The following is a 21,224-nucleotide window of genomic DNA, read 5'->3' as shown; positions in this document are numbered from 1 at the left end:
TTAAATAGCTGGATACAAAAGCAAGTTTCAGTGGAATGGGAAGAGAAGACGGTGTGGGATTGCACAAAGGTGGCACGAGAATGGATTCACATCAGAACCAGCACGAATATTTTAATAGGTTTAATGACTTTTATCGGTACTTCCGGTCTCTCCTACTTTAATTGGTTTAACAAGCTTTAGTGCTGCTCGAAGTCGCATTCAATGATACAGGCTGGACAACAGCATCAAGTTAAACAATAAAATTTTCACGGTAGAAAAGTCATTAGATGCCGTTCACTTTGAAACGCTTACTGTCGTTGGGAAACGGTACTTCTTCCTCTTTGAGTTATGAAGCAGAAGATCTGCACCCTTTCACAGGATTAAGTGTACCGGCTTAAGCAACAGATTATGATGGTAGCAAGTTATTCGGGAGTTGTAAGCTGCGGACTTCGGACTTGGAATGATGAATGTTTTGGCAGTTAATCCAAACCGGTACAAACAACTCAAACATCACAACGGATTTAAGTGATGGTGAAGATTTAGCATTCAGGTTGTTTACTACAAATGGTCAACCTGTGTTTGAGCAATCTATTTTCGTGAATCAGGATATTCAGCACATTTTACTGAATGTTTCCGATCTGCAGGCAGGCATTTACTTGCTTCATGTTGGTATGGAAATTTTTCACAAGGTGATCAAAATAAACTGATCCGGATAAAAACCCTGGTAAGCGTGGATAAATCTTTACCTTAATAAGATGACACTTCCCTGCTGTTCAAGCACGCTTCCATCAGAAATCGGCCTTCATATAATAGCATAAATTCCTATCTCCGCATCGATGCCATTGGCTTCATTCCAGCCGGACAGTTGATCGGAAACGGAATAGATAACCTTACCCCAACGGTTGAAAATGCGCATTTCAAAACTATTTACATTCAATAAATGCGGAAAGAAAAAATCATTTAATCCATCGCCGTTGGGCGTAAATGCATTAGGTGCGGCAATAATATTTGGTGACTCTTCCCACTACCACACTGTCAAGCAACATACAACCGTTGGAATCTGTCACCGTCACATAATAAGTTCCGACAGACAAGCCGCTAACTATCGATGAAAACTGCGGTGGCTGCGTACTCCAGTTATAACTGTAAGGAGCATTACCGCCTGAAACTACCACTGCAGCCGATGCATCATTGGATTGCCAATACGACAATAGCGTTACCACAGTAGCAGATTCAATAGATCAGGTTCAGTAATGATAAATTTCATTGTCGCTGCAACCGTTTGCATCCATACAATAGACCGAATAAATTCCAGGCGCAAGGTTTTGTACAAATGCAGTATCCTCTGGGAAGCGCTTTAATCGGGAAATATTAAGGTGAAAGGCCGGATAATGGTATGAAGAACAATGCTGTTGCCTCTGAGGAGCCATTACAAGTGATGCCTTGAATGCTGACACTGTCAACTAACGCCTGATGCACTGTAAGATCTGTAATCACAATAGTGTCACAAGCCGTAATGGTGAAAATGGTGTCTGTATAAATTCGGGAGCGCTGACCATATTTCCTGAGGCAACTCATAGTTTCTCCTCACTGAAATTGCGGCTACAACTTGTTGAACGATAACAGGTATCACGGAAAGATCGGTGTTGATGATACTGTCGCAGCCTGTGGAGGAAACCGGGTGTCGATATAAATACCGGTGGTATCAACAAAATTTCCGGAAAGGTAAAAAGTAGGTGTCGCCGTTGCAAACTGATGCGGTTACATTTTTTTGTAACAACAACTAAAACTGATAAGGTGGTGATGATGATACTGTCGCAACCGTTTGCCGAAATTAAGGTGTCGTTGTAGATGCCTGAAAGTCCGATTGAGCGTTCCATCTGGCAATACATAAGTATTGCCTGGACAAAGTGCAGCCGCAATATTTTGTGTAGTTACCGGAAGAACAGTGAGGGTGGTAGTGGTGATCATACTGTCGCATCCGTTGATAGCATGAAGCGTATCAGTATATATTCCTGAAACAGTTGCGATAGATCCACCAGGCAAGATATAAGTGTCGCCATCACAAATGGTTGCAGCAACAAGTTGTAAAACCGGTGGATAAAGAATGCTGATTTCAATCGTGCCGTCAACTATACATCCAACTGTTGATTTAACAAACACGGTATAGAATCCTGTTGCGAGATTTTGAAAAAGTGAACCGCTTTGATAATTGATACCATCAATAGAATACTGAAGATTAGCATTGCTGGCAAAAATTTCGATGCTGCCATCCTGTATTGCATGGCAGGTTGCATCAATCACATTAACACTGTCGATCGCGACCGGATCATTTGTAACAGCTTCTGCAATAAATTGCGGTGCTCCAACGGCCACTCCATCAAAACTTGCATTGCCCTGAATGTTGATCAGATCATTATCAAATTTATAATAGGCAAGCAAACCTGTTTGTGAACCCGGAGCAGGTAAATCAAGCATATTGTCTTTCAATTCAGTTTGTGTGCGGCATACATTCCCAGATGCGGACTTCATCCAGCTTTCCTAGAAACTGTTCCGATTGACTGGCGTTCTGTGCGCCGATAGCAGTTTGTAGATTATTTTGAAAGAGGTTTCCACTGAAAGGAAGTTCAATCACCAGGCAACCGTCAACATAATATTTCACCGAACTTCCATCATAGGTACCTGCAATATGGTACCATTGGTTGATGACCAGCACAAACGGATTGGTCATTTGCATAAATTGTGTGGGTCCGCTGTTGCCGCTTATATACGTAGTGAGCTCCAAAAGTTAAGGGCCGTAAAAGGTAATTCGCATTGAATGGATTAGTGTGTTTACTCACCACATCATTACCTCCCGGATTGCCATTCCATTTTATAAGTGCTTCCACAGTAATCTGATTTCCGGACACATCAACATCACCTGCTTTTACAAAATTAACAGCGGAAGGAAGGTCAAGCACCTGTGCAGCAGCAGGCGTCAAAAATAAGAGTGCAATCAGCAACGCACTGACGTTCAGGTAACCTGGAATATATGATTGCTTAAAAAAGGAGTTGCAGAATTGCTTCATCAGCAGTTTAAAAAAGAGGTGCGAAGGTAATTATTTCCTCCTTGTCACGCTTATGCTGAAACCTGGAGGGTGTATACCAAATTATCAGTGGAGAAGTTAAACTGTTCCAGGGTTAGGTTGATTCGAATCAATTTTATTTGCTCATGCTTAACTGTGGCCTACCTTTCGGTTCATCGGGTTTATTTTAAGACCGTTACGATACTTGTCGTGCACATAACTTATACTATCTTACTTTAACATTAAGAGATCGACTATGCCATCTGATGAAATCGTAATTGCTCAAACAAAAAATTGGATTACAAAGGTGGTAGTCGGTTGTAATTTCTGTCCGTTTGCGGCGAAGGAAATGAAACGTGGCGCTGTTCATTATGAAGTGATACGTAAGGGAACATCATCCGTAAAATTGCTGCTGAACACTGCGTTCCGGCAATTAGACCATGATAATACGATGGAGACTACGTTATTGATTTTTCCCCTTTCATTCAAGAGTTTCGATGCTTACCTGGAATTAGTTGCAACATCAGAAAAGCATTTGATAAAGTCCGGTTACGAAGGAATTTATCAGTTGGCGAGCTTTCATCCTCATTATTTATTTGAAGGAACAACCGATGAAGATCCTGCTAACTATACCAATCGTTCGTTATATCCAATGTTACATATTTTAAGAGAAGCAAGTCTCACGATTGCGATTGATCAGCATCCAAACGCTGAAGGTATTCCTGATAGAAACATCAGTTACGCGCGGAGAAAAGGGCTTGCACACATGCAGTTGTTGAGAGAGACTTGCTTTGGTGGTGAATAGAGAAGTATAAAAATTGTTGAATTGCTGAATTGTTAAATGGTTGTGGCGAAGCCGGAGGGAGTAATTGCTACATGGCTGAATTGTTAAATTGTTGTGGCGAAGCCGGAGGGAGTAATTGCTACATGGCTAAATTGTTAAATGGTTGCGGCTAAGCCGGAGGAGAGTGGCTAATTGTAAATTGTGTGGCGAAGTCGGAGGGAGTAATTGCTACATGGCTAAATTGTTAAATTGTTGTGGCGAAGCCGGAGGGAGTAATTGCTACATGGCTAAATTGTTAAATGGTTGCGGCTAAGCCGGTGAGTTTATTCTCCGGCTTCGCCGAACAATTAAACAATTAAACAATTAAACAATTAAACAATTCCCCCTTACTGAATCACCAACCGCTGCTCCAATTTCGTTTTCCCGGCAACAATGTCCAGAAAATAAATTCCTTTCTGCAAGGAAGTAAGATCAAGAGTAAGTGTATTGATCCCTGCATGTAGTTTCTCTTTTTGGTAAATACTTTTTGCCCCAAAAGATTTAAAACAGAAATGGTTGCATTATCAGTTGCAGGAATATCTGCAGTTAAGGTGATTAATCCATTTCCCGGATTTGGGTAAACCTGTAAATTTTTATCACTTGCATCAATATCCCTGATACCTACATTAGGATCCCATTCTGTTTTATACAAGCGGTAAGTATATTCAGTGGAATCTTTAAAACGGAATTCCCAGACTATATTCTTATTGGCATCTATTTCTGTTCCATTTGGTAATCCTTGTTTGTCCGGCAAGCCATAACCGATGAGTGTATTGCCATTTGCAAAACGGTGCACGCTTCCCTGGTTGCGGGTGTACATATTGAATCCGTTTACCTGCGGATGCGTGTAATACCACACGCAATTGGCAGTAAGGTTGGTTTCATCCAATACATATTCTTTTGGTTGGGAAAGTTGGTTGAGTGATGCTTGGGAATTACCATTGTCGAACATGAGGATGTGTCCGTTATCAAGCCGTTGTACATTGTGTGCATGGCTGAAGCTACCATTCGGATCATTTGATGTGATGATCACATTATTATCAATGTCCGTCGCTTTAAGACCTTTCCATTGCCAGAGCATACTTCCGTTACTTACTTTCACTTTGACAATACGATCCATATTGCGCAATGAAACTATAAGGTTGCCATCGTTATCTTTAAAAAAAGCATTGATATGCCAGGGATCAACAGTGGAAGTACCCAGGGCGATGTCAGGAGTTGCGTCGCAGGGCGAGAAATGCTCATCAGTTCTCCATTGAAAAATCACATTATTACTTGCATCCAATTCCTGTATCCAGGAAACATTCACCGTGCAGGAACTGCTTCCTCCGGAGCATTGCGAAATGTCCCATCCGCCTTGCCAATCATAAATAGAAAACCACTTTGTTCCATCCGGAAAAAATAAATGTTCATGCTGACTGGGTGCAAGACCATTTTTGCAATGCACTTCATCAATAATTGCATAACTGGAATCCAAAACTAATACGCCGGTATCAACGCCGGGATCCAGGCGGAGTGCTGTGAGATCGCCATTCAGATTAACATGAAAGTTTGAACCATCAACCACCGATGCCCGGTAGAAAATAGAATCCGCATCAGAGGTCATGATGCCGTAACCGATACCTGAAGAAGCGGTAGGTGAAGCGCCGCTGTTTCTGTGAAAGAACAATTCTCCGGGAGCAAGAGCCGCGCTGTTATTGGTGTAAAGGTTGATGAACTTGAAAGTGTTGTCGCGATTGGTGGTGTTGTCGTGAGGCACATAAATGGACTCACGTGGTTCACTTAACAAGTACCCTCCATCATCATGTGTTGCAAGGTATTCTTCCAGTTGTTGCTTTTGCTCAGGTGTCATTTCCTTGCGAACGGAAAAACTGAATGTTGTTCCGGTGAGCACTTGTCCTGATAAGGTTTTTAAACCGCTGTTAACAGTTACTGTTACTGTTTCACCATATGCGAACGGCGTAGCAGGCGTGATGCAAACGGTTTTGCCATCCGTAGAAAGCACTACGTTGGCAGGAACCACTCCGCTTTGTGATCCTGTAAGAACAATCTTATCAGCAGTAACAGATACTTCATTCATCAATTCGCCATTGCGCAAAATCATATGCGCATCGCGGAAGTTGTTGATGGATCCGTTCATCGGGGAGATGTATTCAAATTGTGCCCATGCAGTGGAAACAGAAAAAATCAGCAACGCAAGAAGCGTCAACATTCGGAAAGTAAGATTTCTCAAGGTGGTTGGATTTTAATTTTTAGCTGCCTGTACTTTTACGTATCTCGAACAGGAGCGATGATGAAAAAATGTTTGCAGGAAAACTTTCAGATGAAATTATTGATGGAGTGATTATCGGAGTCAGTTTGATAAATCAATGCAATGATCTATCGCTTGATCCATTTTGCTGTATGCGAAGCCGTCTCAGATGTCAATTGAATGAAATAAGTGCCCGGAGCAAAACCGGTAAAGTCGAATGGCAACTCTTTTGTTGTGACGTCATGTTTAGTCTCGAAGTAAATACTTCTCTGCCCAATGCATCCTTCACCGAAACTTCAGCATTTCCTTTCAAAGGTTCCTGCAGTTTTAGCACCATGTTACCTTTTGAAGGGTTAGGATAAACCGACAGGGCCTGTGCATTTGACAATTGATGAATGTTGGTAGGCAAACCGCTTCCTGTGTCACCTGCGGCAATTTTATCACCAGGAGTTTGTTCGTATGCAAAGTCTTTAATGATGATATTGGGAACGGTACCATTGGTATTCACATCCAACCTTATCCAGCCGTAATAATTATCGACCCCATCCTGAAATCTGACACCAAGGTATTTATCACTTTGATTATTCCAGATATAAGAAACTGCGCCCACTGTTTGAAAAGCAAAATTTACGTTGATGAAACCGTAGAAGGATGGACCGAAAGGAATGCTGTCACCTAAATCATCTTTAAAAGCAAAAAGGAACATACTCAATTGTATAAGAGTGAATCAGGTTGCTTGGATTAGAACCTGCATCTATCTTTTCATTAAATGAAAAATCATTGCCTAATGGCGCCTTCAGGTTCATGGTTACTTTGAATTCCACATGACCGTCGTTGTTCATGTCGATGCCATAGGTAGTAAGCTCAGGATAAGAAGACGGAACGCTGCCACCAAGTTCAACATCAGGATTAATGTCGGTATAGATAATTTGTCCCTGCGCGGCAAAAAGAAGAAGCAACAATAGAACCGGCAAGCAGTGAATATCCTTTTAACTTTTCGGCAAGGGTAACATATTTGTTCATGAGCTGGTTTTAATGCCCGCAAATTAACGCATCTTGGATGAATAACAAAAATCAATTGGTCGTTGGTGAATAGTCAATGGTGAATAGTCATTGGTCATTGGTCATTGATCATTAGTCTGGTTCATTTCCATGAGGGATAAGTATGACAAATGAAATGATGCGTCAGCCAACTAAGGACTAAGGACTTCCGACTAAAGACTCACTGCTCGCTACTCACTCTTCTTACTAAAGAAAACCGGCTTAAACGTCAGCATCACATACACATACACACCGGTGATCAACGGTCCGCCCAATTGTGAGAAAGCGGATGATTTTACAAATTCCATGGAGCGGGTTGGGAAGAAGAATGCCACACCGGTATTAATATTCACATCTTTGGTAATGTCTTTTATAGCGGCAAGGTTCAACTCTGTTCCCAGTGCTTTTCCGAGAGCCTGCCCCGGATTTTCAACGTCTTCTACCTGGTTTTCGAGTGAATAATAGTGATACACTGCCGACAGGTTCCATTTCTTGTATAAATACCTAACTGATAAGTATCCATCAATCAGTCCTCCATTTCTTGTATCAGTTGGCAAATTCACATACACATCCATCTTGCCATAAAATTTATCACCGGCGCCATACTGCGGATTAAACATGTTAGTAGTACCTGTACTTGAAGTATCAAGCGCATCGCTTCCTGTTAAGTAATCAATACCTACACCTATCTGGAAATCTCTGAATACTTCTACCCAGGGGTTCACTGAAAACATAAAGGCCTTTACGGTTTGGAAAGAATCGGGCACAATGTTGCCGCTTTGATTAATGGTGCGCGTGCGGCCGCTTTGCCCGTAAGCCTCCAGGTTAAGCCCCCACTTATGATGGTCAAAAGCAGTGTTGATGCCATAGGTATATCGCATGATAATTCCGGTGGTGTCAGGCGACTGATTACCATCAGCCAGGATAAGTGCTGATGCACTGTAATTGTAATTGCTGTCCGTTTTTGTTTTGTTCACCCATAAAAAATCGAGTGTTTTGTAATTGGATAAAGAGTAAAAGTTGTTAAAGTAAGTTTGTTTTTCTTGGTTGTAAGAAGCGGCCAGGTCAATCTTCCAGCCGCGATCCAGTGCCAGCTTAAGCATACCTCCATCATGCGAACGACCTTGTTGCGGCCAGTCGCCATCCGTAAGCAGTCGCTTGTTGTCATATTTATATTCCTGGCGTCCTAACCGCAGTCCGATCTTCTTGTTAAAATTATATTGTACCCATGCTTCATGTATTCCCAGCGAAGGAACATCGGTTCCCTGTATCTGGTCGCCCCAGATGCGTGCATCCTGAAAGCTGAGGAAGGCATTAAACCTGTCACTGTTATAAGCTGCATTCAGGCGGGTACGTTGCGAAAAAAGAAGCTGTGGATCACTCAGCGAATCAGGCGGCACCCTGTAACCGTATTGCAATTCAAATCTCGGTCTTATGATTGCGGAGAGTGTAAATGACGATTGAGCATTTGCCTTCAGCAGCGGCGTTAGGATAAAAAGCATAATCATTGGAGTGATGCCCGTAATAAATTGGATTCCATTGATCAGAAATTTTCTCATGGTTGGTTGAGTTGAATGGTCGTTGATTGATTTATAGCTGTGAACCCTCGTTCACATTGTGTTCGCCACGAAAGTAAATAGAAAAGAATAGTTCTATGAAAGGAATGAAAGGAAAAATTTTCAACCAACATTTTACAATTCAATAGCTACAATAAACAAGCGCTAATAAATGCTGTCTCTGGCAATTACCCTGGAACCAAAAATACCATATCCCATTTCAATGTTATTGAAAACAGGCGCCGGCTCTGCAAATGGATTTCCTTCCGTGTTATTTTGTATCCGGAGCGATTCATTGTATAAAAATGTGGAGCGATCGGTAGAGGTAAGTTCTACCATCAGCCCACGCCCACCATCGTCATCCGTATAATAAGAAGGAATGATCAGTGTAAAGCTCCTGCTTTCCCCATTACAGGTATCCGGATCAAAAAGTTATTCAGATCGTCTTTTTGATGAAGAATATTAGTTTTCCAATAGAAAACTTTATATTTTTATGGCGTGTTCAATATCATTACCAGAAAAACACTCCTGGACTTTAGTAACCGGTATCCTGAGGCAGCTAATGCGTTGTATGAATGGTACCATGAATTATTGAAGTCAGAGTTAAAGAATTTTAATGAGTTAAAGAGAATCTACGGGAATGCCAGTATTGTAGGTGATGACCGTGTAGTGTTTAATATTATGGGTAACAAATTTCGTTTAGTAGTACGATTTGTTTTTGAATTCAGGATTATTCAGATAAAATGGTTTGGTACACATTCGGAATACAACAAGATTAAAGTAACTACTATTCAATACAAGAAAAGATGAAACTTAAAACTATCAAAACAAAAAAGGAATATGAGGCCCTGCTCAATTGGGTAGATGTTCAGTTCGATAAAAAAATCAGACGCGATTCTCCTGCGGGTGAGCAATTAGAGATTGCTCTTCTTCTGATAGAAAAATATGAAGATGAGCATTATCCTATTCCTTATCCTGATCCAATTGAAGCGGTTAAATTGAAGATGAAAGAAAATGGATGGAAGAATAAGGACCTTGTAGGCAAGATAGGTAACAAAGGGTATGTGTCTGCTATTCTCAATCGTAAAAAACCTATGACCTTGGAAATGGCTCGTCTATTTCATCGTCAGTTGGGCGTTCCTGCTGAAGTGTTGTTATCGTAACAGAATATTGCTGTTTTGATTACTAGAAGTTAAGGATGATATTTGGAATGAAGGGTTTATCATTCCCGACAAGATTTTTTTCCGTTTCTCAAACTATTGATTAAATTACAATCCTTCATTTTGATTGTAATGTAGTCATGATCCTATCTCCGGATAAAACCATAGTCCACCTTGATCTCGATTGCTTCTTTGTAGCAGTATCGAGGTTGATGAATCCTGCCCTTAATGGCAAACCCGTGCTGGTTGGTGGCAGCAGCGACCGTGGCGTAGTGGCGGCCTGTAGTTACGAAGCCCGCAAGTATGGTATCCATTCGGCCATGCCTATGAAGCTTGCCAAGCGATTGTGTCCCGAAGCATTGATTGTGCATGGCGATTACGAGATGTATACTAAAAAGTCAGATGAAGTAACAGAGATCATCCGCGAGAAAGTGCCGCTGTATGAAAAAGCATCTGTAGATGAATTTTATATGGACCTCACTGGCATGGATAAATTTTTCGGCTGTTATAAATGGGCCACTGAACTGTGGCACAAGGTGAGAAAGGAAACAGGGTTGCCCAGCTCGTTTGGATTATCAGTGAATAAAACGGTTTCGAAAGTGGCTACGGATGATGTAAAACCTGACAGTAACCGGAAAGTAGACCGCGGAACAGAGAAAGACTATTTAGCACCGATGAGCGTGAGCAAAATTCCGATGGTGGGAGAAAAAACGTATCACATTTTGCGGCAGATGGGGATTGAAAAAATTCATACGATGCAACAAATGCCTGTGGAGTTGATGAAGGATGTATTGGGTGAAAATGGCGTCACCATCTGGCAGAAGGCAAATGGCATTGATGATACACCGGTGATTCCATACAGCGAACGAAAATCTATTTCATCGGAAGAAACCTTCGACCAGGACACCATTGATATCACAAAGATTAAATCCATCCTCATCCGTATGACGGAGGCATTGCTCTTCCAGTTACGCGATGAAAACAAACTGGCCAGTTGCGTGACGGTGAAAATCCGCTATAGCAATTTCGATACGCACACCATGCAATCGCGTATTCCTTACACTTCATGTGATCACCACCTGATTCCAAGGGTAAAGGAATTATTCGACAAGCTGTACAACCGCCGCATGCTGATCCGCCTGGTAGGCGTGCGGTTCAGTCATCTGGTAGGTGGCGGTTACCAGATCAATTTATTTGAAGATTCACTGGAACAAATACAACTCTACCAGGCCATGGACCGGCTGCGGAAAAAGTATGGCGACAATTCAGTAGTGCGTGCAGCAGGTATGGGATTTCAGTTGCGGGATTTCAATCCGTTTAATGGCATACGGAAAACGGTGGCAGGAGGTGTACAAAAGAAAAATGTAGCGATGGCCTGAGCACGACCGTTCCCGGCATGTCGGGACGGTCTGCGCAAAGGTCTAAATCCGTCCGGGCAGGATTAAATAAAAAACATAAATGGAAAATGAATCAAGCCCCGGCGGGGCGACATTATGGTAGAAAACAAATCAGAAGAACAACCAAGCCCCAGCGGGGCGACATTATGGTAGAAAACAAATCAGAAGAACAACCAAGCCCCAGCGGGGCGACATTATGGTAGAAAACAAATCAGAAGAACAACCAAGCCCCAGCGGGGCGACATTATGGTAGAAAACAAATCAGAAGAACAACCAAGCCCCAGCGGGGCGACATTATGGTAGCAAACAAATCAGAAGAACAACCAAGCCCCAGCATATGGTAGAAACAAATCAGAAGAACACCCGGACATTATGTAGAAAAAAATCAGAAGAACAACCGCAACAACGACAACCAGCCAGGACATTATGGTAGCATCAACAACATTTAAATCACAACAAAATAATTATATCAATGGCCAACACGTATTCACAAATTTCCATTCAGGTGGTTTTCGCCGTTAAAGGACGGGAAAACATCATCATTCAAAAATTTCGCGACGAATTACATAAATACATTGCTGGTATTGTCAATGACAATAAACAAAAATCATTGGCAGTGAATGGATCGACAGATCATCTCCATGTTTTCTTTGGATTAGAACCCTCCATGTGTATATCTGATTTGGTTCGCGACATAAAGGCCGGTTCCTCCAAATGGATCAATGAAAGAGGGTTTATAAAAGGAAAATTTAACTGGCAGGATGGATATGCAGCATTCTCTTATTCAAAATCACAACGGGACAGTGTGATTAAATACATTATGAATCAAGAGCAGCACCACCGTAAAAAATCGTTTCGTGAAGAATACCTGGAGATGTTGCGGAAGGCAGGAATTAAATTCGAATCACAATACCTCTTTGAGTTTTATGATTAGTGAAAATAAATCTAACGAGAAGGTTATGATAGAGGATAATAAAAAATGTAGAATGAACCGGAGGACTAACATGCTAATCTCGTCATTAAGAACCGTAATGAAAATAATGTCGCCCCTACAGGGCTCTGCTCACAGGACGATTGCTTTCTACCATAATGTCGCCCCGCTGGGGCTTACTGCAACACAATGCTTGAGGGGCAAACAAAATGAAAAAAGTTGGATTTCAGGATAGAGAAAAGCAGGTTGCTAATTGCCTGAGCTCCGTAGGAGCGAAATTAGGGCAGAGGAAAACAGATTGATAATTCATCAGGCAATGTAAGGTCAGCATTATGGCAGAAAAAATCAGAAGATCAACAAAGCCCCGTAGGGGCGAAATTATGGTAGAAAAAAATCACAAGCAACAGAGCCCTGTAGGGGCGAAATTATCGTCGCATGCTACATAGAAATAGTATTGCTAAACACGAATGTTGAAAATGTAACTGCAACCATGTACCTCAACTGCCACACCTGCTTCAGCTTTAAATTCGGCTCGATGAAACCGGAAGAATTGCTTCGTGAAGCAACAGTGAATAACGTGCGGAAAATGGTGGTGAGCGACATCAACAATACTTCCGCTATTCTCGATTGTCACCGCTTTGCCAAAGAGTATCCGGAAAATATCCGGTACAACCGGTTTGCGGCATTGATTTCAGAAACGGTGTACAGCAAAAATTTATCGGCATCGCCAAAAATCACGATGGTTTTTTTGAGCTGAATAATTTTCTCACCTTTTGTCTGCAGGAAGTAGAAAAAGGACTGACGGCAAGAGCAATAAAAATCCCTGACCGCGCACCGGAGTTCGAAGAAGTATTTGTTGTGTATCCGTTCGCTTCGCTGCCTGTAGATTTCATAAAGGAAAAACCACTGAGTGCAAACGAATATATCGGCATCAAACCTTCTGACCTCAACCGGCTAAAATTTTCTTCCTGGAAAAATTATCCTGATAAACTGGTTGTGCTGGCGCCGGTTACTTTTAGAAATAAAATCGATTTCAATGCGCATCGCCTGCTGCGTGCAATGGATAACAACATTGTGCTGAGCAAACTTTCTATAGAAGAACAGGCTTCACCCGATGAAATCATGATGCCTGAAGAAGCATTGTTGTCGCTGTACCGGGATTTTCCGCAAATTATTTACAACACCGAAAAATTGCTGGATGAATGCGCAATAATCGATTTCGAATTCGGCGAAAACAAAAACAAAAAACATTTCCTCGGTAGTGTAGCAGAAGACCGTGAGAAGCTCGTGCAGTTGTGTGAAGAGGGAATGACAAAGCGATATACGAATGCGGATCAGAAAATCAGGGACCGCTACAAAAGAGAAATTGAGGTGATTTCGCAGAAACAATTCAGCTCCTACTTTCTCATCAATCATGATATCATTGAGTTTGCGCGGCGTAAAAATTTCTTTTACGTCGGCAGAGGCAGTGGCGCTAATTCCATGGTGGCGTATCTCTTGCGGATTACCGATGTTGATCCCATAGAACTGGATTTGTACTTCGAGCGATTCATTAATCCTTCCCGTAAAAATCCTCCCGACTTCGACATTGATTTTTCTTCTGACGAACGTAACGAGATAATTGAACACATTTTCCGGAAACATGGAAAGTCACGCACCGCCTTGCTTGCTACCTACAGTGAGATGAAAGATGATTCCCTGCTGCGCGAGCTTGGAAAAGTTTTCGGTTTACCCAAAGCGGAAATTGATGCACTGCAGGATTACCGGAACCTGCAGCAAGCACCTGATCACATCACCCAACTTATTTATCAATACAAAAATGTACTCAAAACATTTCCCGCTCATTTAAGTATTCATGCCGGAGGAATTTTGATTGCTGAAAAACCAATGGCGTACTACACTGCGATGAGCAACCCGCCCAAAGGATTTCCGCTTACGCAATTCAGCATGCAGGAAGCGGAAGATGCCGGCTTTGCGAAATTTGATATTCTCAGTCAGCGTGGATTGGGTAAAATGAGAGATGCCGTTAACATCATACAGGAAAATCAGGACAAGCATATTGACATTCATGATGTAAAAAAGTTCATGAAGGATGAAGCCGTACGTGAAAATCTGAAGCAGGCGAAACTGATGGGTTGCTTTTATGTGGAATCTCCTGCTATGCGCATGTTACTCACCAAGCTGAAAGCAGAACAATATCTCGACCTTGTTGCAGCGAGTTCCATCATCCGGCCCGGCGTGGCGCAGAGCGGCATGATGCAGGAATACATTAAACGGTTTCATGAGCCGGATCATGGTAAATCGCGCGCGATTCCTGAATTGTGGGCGATTATGGAAGAAACATTCGGGGTGATGGTGTACCAGGAAGATGTGATCAAAGTAGCTTATAATTTTGGTGGCTTTTCGTATGAAGAAGCAGACAAACTGCGGAGAGGTATGGGCGGAAAATACCGCGGGAGACAGGAGTTTCTGGAGGTGAAAGAAAAATTCTTTTCCAACTGCCGTGAAAAAGGAAAGGCAGAAGATCTGATCAGCAAGATTTGGTTCCAGATGGAAACTTTCGGAGGATATGCCTTTGCAAAAGGACACTCCGCATCGTATGCCGTTGAAAGTTATCAGTGTATGTTTTTAAAAACGCATTATCCGCTGGAGTATATGGTAGCGGTGATCAATAATGAAGGAGGTTTTTTTGGCAAGGAATATTACATTCATGAAGCCCGCATGTGTGGCGCAACCATTCATGCACCGGAAGTGAACAAAAGCCATGTGCTGACAACAATTCATGGAAAAAATATTTATCTCGGTTTAAACCTGATTGCTGAATTTGAATTTTTGTTACAACAGGAAATGGTAGCAGAACGCAACCGCCATGGTGAATTTTCTTCCCTCGAAAATTTTATCAGGCGGGTTTCTATCCCCGTCGAACAATTGCGCCTCCTGATTCGTATGGGTGCTTTTCGGTTTACCGGCCGCACCAAGACACAACTGCTGTGGGATATATATGCCATTCTGGGCCGCCAGAAAAAATCTGTGGCACGAAGTGAATTATTTGAAGGAGAAAATAAAAAATATGTATTGCCTGAATTATTCAGTGATGCATTCGAAGAGGCAAAGGATGCCATTGAAATACTGGGATTCCCATTGTGTTCTCCTTTTGAATTGATCAAACAACCACTGCCATCAAATTTGCTTGCCGCCGATTTTAAAGCACTCAAAAATAAGATGATTGAGATCACAGGCTATTATGTTACCCGTAAACCTACCTCCACCAAAAAAGGCGAACCGATGATGTTCGGCTGCTTTCTCGATCGCAATGGATTCTTTTTCGATACCAATCATTTTCCGGCCGCCACTAAAAATTTTCCGTTTCGTGGCAAAGGATGTTATCTCATCAAAGGAAAAGTGGCGGAAGAATTCGGATTCTATTCTATCAATGTTACAGAGATGCAGAAGCTTGACTACCTGATGTATGAAGAAGATGCGGAAACAAAAGCGAGATCGAGACCTGATCCTGTTATTACACCTGTGTTAGTGCCTGCTTCCAAACAGTATCAATATTTACTGGTGATCAATCCGCCGCCGCATATCAGGAATGAAGTGGAATTGCTGAAGAAAAGTTTTCACCGGCACTTCGATCATTACCAGGCTGTTGTTTCTAAGCCACATATTACGCTCTGTACTTTTTTAATGAGCGGGGCAAAAGAAGCGGAAGTGGTTAAACAAATTGCTGCCGTGGCCGGAAGGCATGCCGCTTTTAACCTGTCGTTGAAAAATTTCGACAGCATTTCATCGCATACCATTTACATCGATGTGTTGAATCCATATGGTCTTGTGAATGTAGTAACGGATTTGAAAAAGGAGTTGCACTTTGCACCGAAGGAAGGCACATTCATGTTGAAACCGCGTCTTACTATTGCACGTGGATTGGACAAAGAAAAATTCAGCCGTGCTTCCGCCATATTTTGTGAGCGGCCCTACACCGCTTCTTTCGTAGCCGGAAGCATGCTGCTGCTGAAAAAGGAAACAGCATTGAAATTTGGAAAGTATGAGGTGGTGCGGGAGTTTAATTTTGAAGGAGTGAGAAGAGGTGTGGCCGTTCATGCATAGAAAAAATGGAACACTGATGACGCGGATTTAACTGATAAAAACTGATATTATGGAACTATTGCATACTGATACTACAGATAAAATCATTAAGGCCTTTTATAAGGTTAATAATGAACTTGGTTTTGGCTTTCTTGAGAAAGTATATCAAAACGCTTTGCTGTTGGAGTTAGTTGAACTGGGATTGCATTGTGAAAAACAGAAGCAGGTAAAAGTTTACTATCGCGGACAAGTTGTCGGCGAATATTTTGCTGACTTAATTGCAAATGACAGTGTAATCATTGAACTGAAAGCCGCAGAAATATTAGTGGAAGCACACGAGTTGCAATTGATTAATTATTTGAAAGCCACAGAGATGGAGGTGGGATTACTTTTAAATTTCGGGAGGAAACCACAGTTTAAAAGAAAAATTTTTACGAATAACAGGAAAAATAATGGAACACAGATAACGCAGATTTAACTGATAAAAACTGATTAAAAATTGATTCAAATAAATTGATTGAAACCGAAATTAAAATCCGCGTAAATCCGCAAAATCCGTGATATCCGTGTTCCACAAAAAAACCATTAACCATGATCTTCAGCAACAACGTTAAACTGCTTCGCACAAGAAGAAGCAAAACCCAGGACATCGTAGCGCGCGAACTCGGCATGAGCCGTTCCACCCTCAACAGCTACGAAAACGGCAGCGTAAAAAATCCAACACTCGAAGCGTTGATGGGCTTCTCGAAATATTATAAAGTATCAATTGATACGCTGGTGAAAATGGACCTCGGAAAACTCTCCGGCTTTCAACTCTCGGAGCTCGAACGCGGACATGATGTGTACATCACCGGCAGCAAACTGCGCGTGCTGGCAACAACCGTTGACAGCGGCAATCATGAAAACATTGAGGCCGTGAATGTAAAAGCCAAAGCCGGTTACCGGAATGGATATGCAGATCCGGATTTCATCAGGAAATTGCCGACGTTTCAGTTGCCGATTCTGTTCAACGACCGGAAGTATCGCATGTTCCAGATTGACGGCGATTCCATGCTGCCGATTCCCGATCAAAGTTGGGTGATTGGTGAATACGTAGAAAACTGGCACGACATCAAAAGCGGACATGCTTATATTCTGCTCACGCAGGAAGACGGCATCGTTTTTAAAAATGTATTCAACCAATTGAAGAAAAAGAAAAAGCTGGAGCTGCATTCATTGAATACATTATACAAACCTTATGAGCTGGATGTAACAGATGTGAAGGAAGTCTGGAAATTCTGCAACTACATCAGCAGCGAAATCCCCGAACCCGTGCGCCACAAAGATGAGTTGCTGGGGTTAGTGGAAAAGATGGAAGAGGAGCTGATGATTATTAAGAATGCGTTGAAGCTGGAGGCAGTGTAACGCATAGCATAATAAAATCGTAAGAAAAACGGTGCGAGTTGTAAACGAGGCCATTAAAAACAGATCCCCGAATATCGAAAGCAAATTTTCGATCTTCGGGGATCCTTTTTCTAAGTTTTTTTTTTTTTTTAAAAATCAATTTTTTTTTTACCCCCCCCCCCCCCCCCGGCCGCGGGGGGGCCCCGCCCGAAGGCCCACCCCAAAAAAAATTAAAAAAAAAAAATTGTTAAAACATGGGGGATTCTAAGAGACGGATTAATTACGATTTGCTTTTCACCATTGAAAATCATGGTTGACTCAAAAAAATTATTCGCACGCAAAATAATGCCGCCCTTACAGGGCTCTGTTTCTGGTTAGACCATTCGTGCTACCATACTGTCGCCCTTACAGGGCTTGCTCTGCCGCTGTTTTAAGAAATCAAATAGCATTACCGATCAATCAAATAGTGAAGCGATATTTTTAAAGAAATAAATCCAACGTAAATGAATCAACGTCCTTAAAAAATAGGTAATGACAAAAAAGATTAACTGTCGACTACCCACCCTTCAATCTATCAAACGTTCAACGCAAAGACTAATGACCAATGTCAAATGACCAGTAACCAATAACCAATAACAATTCCCGTATCCAACCCACTAACGACTAACGACTCAGGACTAACGACTTTCTCGCTACTCACTACTCACTACTCACTACTAATCCTTCACAATCTTCTTCGTCATCACCCGATCGCCCGATTGCAATACGCAGACATATAATCCTGATTGCAATTCGGAAGCATCCACATGCAATAATTGATTACCGGCTTCCATCGTTTCGTCAGCAACGGTTTTTACTTTTCTTCCTGATACATCATAAACAGACAACAGCACAGGCGCAGATTCTTCCAGAGAAAATGAAATATCAAATTGATCGGTAAATGGGTTGGGATAAACAGCCAGTTCTTTTTCTGTTTCATCTCCAGCCAAACTTTCTGTAATCACTTTGCAACCATTTCCTCCGCTGGTGAATGAATAGAAAGGTGAAAAAACAGTTGTGCCACCAGTCGGGCATTTTGCCTTCACTTTAAATTTGTAACTGGTGCAGCTTGCAAGCCCTGTTGCTACAAAGGAATTAGTGGCAGAAGTAAGTGTTTGCGCTACTCCGGTGTTGTTATTCTTAAGTGTGATGGTGTATTTAGATGAATATTCATCACTCCAGTGTAAAGTGGCGGTGCCAGCCGCCAGGTTGTCTGCAAAAAGTCCGGTAGGTACAACGCATTGTGGCAAGGTTGTTTTTTTCAAGGTGGTATTCAGCACCGTTGTTATGCCGTTTGCGAGAGAAACGCCTGTAATGGTTTTTGTATAATAACCTGATTTGGATAATACAACACTATATGAACCCGCAGTTGCATAACCTGTTTTATAATTTCCGGAAAGATCTGTGGTAGTAGTTGTATTGGCCGCACCGGTTATAGATACACTCACGCCGTTCAATATAGCTCCTCCTGTATAATCAGTCACCTTTCCCGTTAGGAAACAGGCAGACACATAATTAGCACCCAACACAAACAAACCTTCTTCAATATCGGCAGCGAGTATGTTGCCTGAAGGAAGATAAGGATATGCTTCCCAGCATCCATTATAGCCATTGCCGGATAATGGAGAGGTATCGTAGTTACCAACCTTAATGAGGTTAGAAGGATCACTTGCATCAGTAATAATAACGCCATCACGATAGTATCCCGTAACCAGAAAATTTCCTTTTACATGCACATTGTGCGCGATGCTGTTAGTGCCCGGGTTGGCCTGAAAACGATCTGTCTCACTGATGTTAGCTAAGTTGGAAACATTGTAAGCCGTTACATAAGAATTGGTTACTTCATCGGTCGTATAAAGATATTTTCCATTGTTTGATAAAGCTGTGTTGTGCGTAAAGTTTCCGGGAGTTGAATGCGAGCCAAGAATAACAGGTGCAACTTTGTTGGCAACATTCACCACTTTAAACAATCCGCTGTAAATCTGTGCCGTCCACATGGTGTCATTTCTTACATAACAATCATGTACATATCCATTGGTGTAAGCGCCAAGATAAGTGGGATTCATCGGATTGATATTGAGGTTCAGAAACAAAACGCCGCCCACTCCAACATTGGAACCATTGATGTAAGCAATGCCATTCCCATCAATAAATAATGTGTGACCTGTCGACAAGCCGAGTGATCCTCCTGTCCAGTTAACAGAGGTAACCGCATTGGGCAGGTTGGCAAGATCAACAATCAGCAAACCGCCTCCGGTTTCATTCACTACATACGCATAATGACTCCATGTTTTTATTTCATGCCAGAACGAATTGCTGGTGGATACAAACTGCACTTGCACAGGATTAGTTGGAACCGTTACATCTACAATAGACAATCCATTGTAAGCTCCGACAAGTGCATATTCATGACCATTGCCATCAGCATATCCCCACAGACTCCCAAGGTCGTTGCTGTAGGTTAGTTTTCCCTTGAATGACATGTTTTGCTGAGCTGAAAGGGTGTAACTGCAGAAGAGTAAAAACAAAAAAATGTGGCTGATTCTTTTCATTTGTTTGGGTTTGTAGTTAACTGGTTTGAAAGAGAGTGATTGGTGAATTAAGGCGAAAATAGGTCAAATAAGGAAACCGGCATGCACCATTGATGAAGGCTTTGTACTTTTCACAATTATTTCATCGATCTCAATCCTTACGTTATGAATTTTCGTTCCGTTGCTATTCTTGCCATAATACTTTTGCTTTCAGCCGCCTTGTTTTCCCACCATTATATTTTAGTTCCTGATAAGTTCATCTATCAAAAAGGCGATTCACTCACTGTGCACTTAATGGTGGGCGAACCATTTGATTTTGAATTCGAACGCGAACTGCAACACCAGATGACACCACATTTTATGCTGTATTCAAAAATGGATTCTGCCAACTTATTACCATTAACAGCTGACAGCATAAAACCCATTTTGAGAACGATTGTAAATTTTGAGGGTCTTGCCCTGATAGAAATGCAACGAACTGCTTCAACGATAGAGCAAAAACGGGGCGCATTCACAAAATATCTTGAAGAAGAAAAAATCACCACCATCAGTTTTGACAGCACCAAATGGAAAAAGGATGTTGTTAAAGAAAATTATTCACGCTGCATCAAATCACTGATCACTTCCGGAAAACCGGGCAATGAAAACCTATATAGTAAAGTAGTGGGACAGCGACTCGAAATATTACTGATGAGTAATCCATACCAGATGGAGCCCAATCAAAAATTGGTTGTAAAAGTTTTGTGGGAAGGAAAGCCGCTGGCTTCGCAATGGATCACTTCCGCCGTGAAGAATACTGATGGAAGCGTGAAAGAGATTTCTGCATTAACAGATAGGAAAGGAATGGCGGCATTTGAAGTTGCATTCAACACCGTGTATTATTTGCATACCATCTATATGCTTAAGCTGAAAGAAAATGCTGCAGCGGATTATGAAAGCATCTGGGCAAGCTACAGTTTTCAGACGGCAGCTAAATAAAGTG

Annotated in this window: 22 protein-coding genes and 1 pseudogene; 11 read left to right on the top strand and 12 right to left on the bottom strand. The window is 41.9% G+C overall.

What is annotated here, in order from left to right; all coding sequences use genetic code 11:
- Positions 1 to 446 precede the first annotated feature (446 nt).
- The gene (locus IPO83_05340; GenBank protein MBK9730697.1) at positions 447 to 686 is read left to right on the top strand and encodes a T9SS type A sorting domain-containing protein; all 240 of its coding nucleotides are present in this window, start codon (positions 447 to 449) and stop codon (positions 684 to 686) included.
- A 95-nt stretch (positions 687 to 781) separates the two neighbouring features.
- Here the strand turns inward: IPO83_05340 and IPO83_05335 are convergent, their stop codons facing one another.
- The 6 genes from IPO83_05335 to IPO83_05310 all read right to left on the bottom strand — a co-directional run bounded on the left by IPO83_05335 (position 782) and on the right by IPO83_05310 (position 3,047).
- Positions 782 to 985, bottom strand: coding sequence for a gliding motility-associated C-terminal domain-containing protein (locus IPO83_05335; protein MBK9730696.1), 204 nt, complete (start codon positions 983 to 985; stop codon positions 782 to 784).
- Positions 969 to 1,202: a SprB repeat-containing protein gene (locus tag IPO83_05330; protein ID MBK9730695.1), complete on the bottom strand. Its 234-nt coding sequence runs from the start codon at positions 1,200 to 1,202 to the stop codon at positions 969 to 971. The genes IPO83_05335 and IPO83_05330 overlap by 17 nt, the downstream gene beginning before the upstream one ends.
- 148 nt (positions 1,203 to 1,350) lie before the next feature.
- A complete protein-coding gene (locus IPO83_05325) occupies positions 1,351 to 1,557 on the bottom strand; it encodes a hypothetical protein (GenBank protein ID MBK9730694.1) in 207 nt (68 codons plus the stop codon).
- A 183-nt stretch (positions 1,558 to 1,740) separates the two neighbouring features.
- A complete protein-coding gene (locus IPO83_05320; GenBank protein ID MBK9730693.1) occupies positions 1,741 to 2,469 on the bottom strand; it encodes a hypothetical protein in 729 nt (242 codons plus the stop codon).
- A 1-nt stretch (position 2,470) separates the two neighbouring features.
- Positions 2,471 to 2,710 (bottom strand): LamG domain-containing protein, encoded by a 240-nt coding sequence (locus IPO83_05315; GenBank protein ID MBK9730692.1) that lies wholly within the window; start codon positions 2,708 to 2,710, stop codon positions 2,471 to 2,473.
- Positions 2,652 to 3,047: a hypothetical protein gene (locus IPO83_05310; protein ID MBK9730691.1), complete on the bottom strand. Its 396-nt coding sequence runs from the start codon at positions 3,045 to 3,047 to the stop codon at positions 2,652 to 2,654. Before IPO83_05310 ends, IPO83_05315 begins: the two co-directional genes overlap by 59 nt.
- 253 nt (positions 3,048 to 3,300) lie before the next feature.
- On the opposite strand from IPO83_05310, the gene IPO83_05305 reads away from it, so the two are divergent.
- Positions 3,301 to 3,849 (top strand): DUF1415 domain-containing protein, encoded by a 549-nt coding sequence (locus tag IPO83_05305; GenBank protein ID MBK9730690.1) that lies wholly within the window; start codon positions 3,301 to 3,303, stop codon positions 3,847 to 3,849.
- Positions 3,850 to 4,222: 373 nt separating this feature from the next.
- Here the strand turns inward: IPO83_05305 and IPO83_05300 are convergent, their stop codons facing one another.
- The 5 genes from IPO83_05300 to IPO83_05280 all read right to left on the bottom strand — a co-directional run bounded on the left by IPO83_05300 (position 4,223) and on the right by IPO83_05280 (position 9,054).
- Positions 4,223 to 6,100: an aryl-sulfate sulfotransferase gene (locus IPO83_05300; GenBank protein ID MBK9730689.1), complete on the bottom strand. Its 1,878-nt coding sequence runs from the start codon at positions 6,098 to 6,100 to the stop codon at positions 4,223 to 4,225.
- A gap of 190 nt (positions 6,101 to 6,290) precedes the next feature.
- Entirely contained in the window at positions 6,291 to 6,824 is a 534-nt protein-coding gene (locus IPO83_05295) for a hypothetical protein (protein ID MBK9730688.1), read from the bottom strand.
- Positions 6,805 to 7,092 (bottom strand): hypothetical protein, encoded by a 288-nt coding sequence (locus IPO83_05290; protein MBK9730687.1) that lies wholly within the window; start codon positions 7,090 to 7,092, stop codon positions 6,805 to 6,807. Before IPO83_05290 ends, IPO83_05295 begins: the two co-directional genes overlap by 20 nt.
- A gap of 258 nt (positions 7,093 to 7,350) precedes the next feature.
- Positions 7,351 to 8,718, bottom strand: coding sequence for an alginate export family protein (locus IPO83_05285; GenBank protein MBK9730686.1), 1,368 nt, complete (start codon positions 8,716 to 8,718; stop codon positions 7,351 to 7,353).
- A gap of 162 nt (positions 8,719 to 8,880) precedes the next feature.
- Positions 8,881 to 9,054, bottom strand: a complete 174-nt coding sequence (locus IPO83_05280; protein MBK9730685.1) for a DUF4249 family protein — start codon at positions 9,052 to 9,054, stop codon at positions 8,881 to 8,883.
- A gap of 159 nt (positions 9,055 to 9,213) precedes the next feature.
- Between IPO83_05280 and IPO83_05275 the strand changes: the two genes are divergently transcribed.
- From IPO83_05275 to IPO83_05240, 8 genes and pseudogenes are all read left to right on the top strand, one after another.
- Positions 9,214 to 9,525, top strand: coding sequence for a type II toxin-antitoxin system HigB family toxin (locus tag IPO83_05275; protein ID MBK9730684.1), 312 nt, complete (start codon positions 9,214 to 9,216; stop codon positions 9,523 to 9,525).
- A complete protein-coding gene (locus tag IPO83_05270; GenBank protein MBK9730683.1) occupies positions 9,522 to 9,878 on the top strand; it encodes a transcriptional regulator in 357 nt (118 codons plus the stop codon). The genes IPO83_05275 and IPO83_05270 overlap by 4 nt, the downstream gene beginning before the upstream one ends.
- 137 nt (positions 9,879 to 10,015) lie before the next feature.
- A complete protein-coding gene (gene dinB, locus IPO83_05265; GenBank protein ID MBK9730682.1) occupies positions 10,016 to 11,254 on the top strand; it encodes a DNA polymerase IV in 1,239 nt (412 codons plus the stop codon).
- A gap of 490 nt (positions 11,255 to 11,744) precedes the next feature.
- Positions 11,745 to 12,206 (top strand): IS200/IS605 family transposase, encoded by a 462-nt coding sequence (tnpA, locus tag IPO83_05260; protein ID MBK9730681.1) that lies wholly within the window; start codon positions 11,745 to 11,747, stop codon positions 12,204 to 12,206.
- Between the two features lie 487 nt (positions 12,207 to 12,693).
- Positions 12,694 to 15,659: pseudogene (locus IPO83_05255) on the top strand (DNA polymerase III subunit alpha).
- A complete protein-coding gene (locus tag IPO83_05250; protein ID MBK9730680.1) occupies positions 15,648 to 16,310 on the top strand; it encodes a 2'-5' RNA ligase family protein in 663 nt (220 codons plus the stop codon). Before IPO83_05255 ends, IPO83_05250 begins: the two are co-directional and overlap by 12 nt.
- A gap of 49 nt (positions 16,311 to 16,359) precedes the next feature.
- A complete protein-coding gene (locus tag IPO83_05245; GenBank protein MBK9730679.1) occupies positions 16,360 to 16,767 on the top strand; it encodes a GxxExxY protein in 408 nt (135 codons plus the stop codon).
- A 113-nt stretch (positions 16,768 to 16,880) separates the two neighbouring features.
- Positions 16,881 to 17,693, top strand: a complete 813-nt coding sequence (locus IPO83_05240; protein ID MBK9730678.1) for a LexA family transcriptional regulator — start codon at positions 16,881 to 16,883, stop codon at positions 17,691 to 17,693.
- Between the two features lie 695 nt (positions 17,694 to 18,388).
- Here IPO83_05240 and IPO83_05235 read toward each other — a convergent pair.
- Positions 18,389 to 20,263, bottom strand: coding sequence for a choice-of-anchor B family protein (locus tag IPO83_05235; GenBank protein ID MBK9730677.1), 1,875 nt, complete (start codon positions 20,261 to 20,263; stop codon positions 18,389 to 18,391).
- Between the two features lie 144 nt (positions 20,264 to 20,407).
- Between IPO83_05235 and IPO83_05230 the strand changes: the two genes are divergently transcribed.
- Entirely contained in the window at positions 20,408 to 21,220 is an 813-nt protein-coding gene (locus IPO83_05230) for a DUF4198 domain-containing protein (protein MBK9730676.1), read from the top strand.
- Positions 21,221 to 21,224 lie beyond the last annotated feature (4 nt).

The organism is Chitinophagaceae bacterium, from assembly GCA_016717285.1.
In the GTDB taxonomy this organism is placed as follows: domain Bacteria; phylum Bacteroidota; class Bacteroidia; order Chitinophagales; family UBA10324; genus JACCZZ01.
This window is presented reverse-complemented; position numbering and strand designations above follow the sequence as displayed.